Source organism: Actinomadura rubrisoli (genome assembly GCF_004349215.1).
Lineage (GTDB): Bacteria > Actinomycetota > Actinomycetes > Streptosporangiales > Streptosporangiaceae > Spirillospora > Spirillospora rubrisoli.
Map to the genome: position 1 here is coordinate 1 of NZ_SMKU01000579.1, position 3,108 is coordinate 3,108.

Here is a 3,108-nt window from a genome sequence, read left to right on the forward strand (position 1 = left end):
CAGATTTGTATAAGAGACAGCCGGGCTTCGGCCGCTGAGTTCACTCTCGGAGTCGCCTCGGGTTGGCTTCGCCGGGGCGCTGCATGCGCTCGCGCGCCAGGTGAAGTCTCACAGCGGTGATCAAGGTCGTCACGATGTGAGGACGCCCGGGCTCGACGAGCTCGGGCGTCGGCTGACTCGATCAGTCTGTGACGCGGCTTGCTGAGCGTCGTTCTTCTTGCCTCGGTGTTTGTCGTGTCCGGTCGGCCCGAGGTGTGCCGCTCCAGGAGATCTTCGACCGGTGGGTCGATAGGTTCGAGCGGTGGCGTCTTCGTGCGCTGAGCGACCTGGAACGACGGGCAGGGGAGCATGACATGGCTGACAGGCCGATCTTTGTGTACGTCACCTTCATTCAGGCCACGGCGGAGCGGGTCTGGCACGCGCTGACCGACGCCGATGTGACCGCCGAATACTGGGCCGAGCACAGCAATGTCTCCGACTGGCAGGTCGGCTCGGCCTGGGAGCACCCGCGCACCGATGGTTCGGGGATCGTCGACCTCGTCGGCACGGTCCTGGAGGCCGCGCCGCCCAAGCGGCTGGTGATCACCCGGACCGGGCCGAACGAGGAGCGGCCCGACGGCCCGGGCCGGGTCACCTTCGACATCGAGCCGCACGGCGACATCGTCCGGCTCACCGTCACCCACGAGAACCTGGCCGACCACGACGAGCACGTCTCCGTCTCTGCCGGATGGCCGTCGGTGCTGGCCAACCTCAAGACCTTCCTGGAGACCGGGCACGTCCTCCCGCAAGGACCATGGGAGATGTACGCGGAGATGCGCGCCGCCCGGATGGCACGCAACGACCCCCGGTAACCCACCCAGCAGACAACTGTCAGCAATCCGCTATCGGAGCCTGGACCACCAGGCGGCCGGCGGCGAGTTCGTGCTGCGGGCCTGGCTGCCGTGGCCGGCGTGAACCGTCCGCTGCGGGTGCTGGTCGTGGACGACGACGCCCTGGTGCGGGCGGGGCTGTCGATGATGCTGGACGGGATCCACGGCATCCGGGTGGTGGGTGAGGCCGCCGACGGCGACGAGGTGCCGGCGGCCGTCGACGCGCACGCCCCCGACGTGGTGCTGATGGACCTGCGGATGCCGCGGGTGGACGGGATCACCGCCACCGGCAGGGTGCGGCGCCGCCCGCGTGCGCCCGAGGTCATCGTGCTGACCACCTTCGACGCCGACGAGGACATCCTGCCGGCGCTGCGGGCGGGCGCCGGCGGGTTCCTGCTGAAGGACACCCCGCCGGCGCGGATCGTCCAGGCGGTCCGGCAGGTCGCCGCCGGGGACCCGGTCCTGTCGCCGGGGATCACGCGGCGGCTGATGGACCGCGCGGTCGTCCGGGCGGGCGCCTACGAGCGGGCCCGCGGGGCGTTGTCGGCGCTCAGTCCCCGCGAGGGGGAGGTGGTGGCCGCGGTGGCGCGGGGGTGCGGCAACGCCGAGATCGCCGAGGAGCTGTCGATGACGGTGGCGACGGTGAAGGCGCACGTCTCCCGCGTCCTGGACAAGCTGGGCCTGGACAACCGGACCCAGATCGCGTTGCTGGCCCACGACGCCGGCCTCGCCTGACCCGCTGCGTCCGGGCGCCCTGGGCGGGTGGTTCAGCCGTCCTGGGGGACGGGGCGGGGCCACAGGCCGCGGGAGTCCATCACCTCGCGGAGGGCGAGCAGGTCGTCGCTCATGATGCCGTCGATGCCGATGTCCAGGAGCCGTTCCATGGCGGCGGGGTCGTTGACGGTCCAGGCGTGGACCTTCAGGCCGAGCCGGTGGGCCTGGGCGATGAACGCCTCGGTGACGAAGGGCAGGGGGCCGAGGCCGTAGGGGACCTGCGCGCAGGCGACGCCGGTGGCGGCGAGGCGGACGAGCTTGGCGGTGGGGCCGCCGTAGGACTTGGCGCGCAGGGCCATCAGTCCCCGCGGGCCGAGGGCGGTGCACACCTCGCGGTCGGTGAACAGGGGCAGGCGGGCGCGCATCTGGGCCAGGCGGCGGGTGGAGAAGGAGGTGATGCACACCCGGTTCCAGGCGGCCGTGCGGTGCAGGGTCCGGGCGAGGGGGCCGATGACCGGGGCGTCCTTGATGTCGATGTTGACGCGGGCGTCGGGGAAGGAGCCCAGGACGTCCTCCAGGCGGGGGACGGGCTCGGTGCCGGCGATGCGGGCCCGGGCGACCTCGGCCCAGGGGAGCCGGGCGATGGCGCCGGTGCGGTCGGTGACGCGGTCCAGGGTGCGGTCGTGGAAGGCGACCACGACGCCGTCGGCGGTGGCGTGCGCGTCGGTCTCCAGGTAGCGGTAGCCGAGGTCGGTGGCGCGCTGGAAGGCGGCCATGGAGTTCTCGGGGCGGCCGCCCGCGCCGCCCCGGTGGGCGAAGGGGATGGGGCCGGGGTGGTCGAGGAATTCGTACGAGCGGCGCACCCGTCCGATTATGGCGGAGTGCCCCCTCCACCTGAACCTTACTACGTAAAGGCGTCTGGTTGGATGCGCCGATGCTAACGTCGGCGCGCGCACCGATCATCTGGAGGGAACCGCGATGGCCGACGTGAACGACTACAGGGCGACGTTCGAGCTGGTGGACGTGGACGGCGACGGGTACATCTCGACGGCGGAGCTGAAGAGCTTGATGAGCGCCCTCGGCCAGGACATCACCGACACGCGCGCGGTGGAGGTGGTGGTGGCCGCCGACACCGATCACGACGGCAAGGTCTCCCTGGAGGAGTTCGCGGCGCTGATGCGGGCCGGCGCCCTGTGACCGGCCGCCCGTATCGTCGCCGGTCATGGGCTCTTCCGTAGGCGCCGCCGGGGCGTTGCTGATCCGCGCCATGGGCCCGGACGACGCCGAGCGGGTCCTGGCGATCTACCAGCTGGGCCTGGACGGCGGTGAGGCGAGCTTCGAGACGGCCGCGCCGTCCTGGGACGCCTTCGACGCGGGACGGCTGCCCGGGCACCGGCACGTCGCCGCCGAGCGCGGCTCGGGGCGCGTGCTGGGCTGGGTGGCGGTCGCGCCGGCGTCGGGCAGGCGCGTCTACGCGGGGGTGGTGGAGCACAGCGTCTACGTCGATCCGGGCGCGCGGGGGCGG

General features: G+C 72.3%; 5 protein-coding genes. 4 read left to right on the forward strand and 1 reads right to left on the reverse strand.

The features are described 5' to 3' along the window. Positions 1-353: 353 nt before the first annotated feature. Both E1298_RS45570 and E1298_RS45575 read left to right on the forward strand, forming a co-directional pair. A complete protein-coding gene (locus E1298_RS45570) occupies positions 354-851 on the forward strand; it encodes an SRPBCC family protein (protein WP_207945250.1) in 498 nt (165 codons plus the stop codon). 90 nt (positions 852-941) lie between these two features. Beyond that, positions 942-1,604: a response regulator transcription factor gene (locus E1298_RS45575; RefSeq protein ID WP_131903595.1), complete on the forward strand. Its 663-nt coding sequence runs from the start codon at positions 942-944 to the stop codon at positions 1,602-1,604. 32 nt (positions 1,605-1,636) lie between these two features. Here the strand turns inward: E1298_RS45575 and E1298_RS45580 are convergent, their stop codons facing one another. Further along, a complete protein-coding gene (locus E1298_RS45580; RefSeq protein ID WP_131903596.1) occupies positions 1,637-2,446 on the reverse strand; it encodes a glycerophosphodiester phosphodiesterase family protein in 810 nt (269 codons plus the stop codon). 115 nt (positions 2,447-2,561) lie between these two features. Between E1298_RS45580 and E1298_RS45585 the strand changes: the two genes are divergently transcribed. After that, positions 2,562-2,780, forward strand: coding sequence for an EF-hand domain-containing protein (locus E1298_RS45585; RefSeq protein ID WP_131903597.1), 219 nt, complete (start codon positions 2,562-2,564; stop codon positions 2,778-2,780). Positions 2,781-2,805: 25 nt separating this feature from the next. Continuing rightward, positions 2,806-3,108: GNAT family N-acetyltransferase (locus tag E1298_RS45590; RefSeq protein ID WP_424923229.1), on the forward strand; the 303-nt coding region annotated here is incomplete at its 3' end.

Coding starts and splice junctions, on each gene's coding strand:
- E1298_RS45570 (WP_207945250.1), top strand. CDS start 354: ATGGCTGACAGGCCGATCTTTGTGTACGTCACCTTCATTCAGGCCACG.
- E1298_RS45585 (WP_131903597.1), top strand. CDS start 2,562: ATGGCCGACGTGAACGACTACAGGGCGACGTTCGAGCTGGTGGACGTG.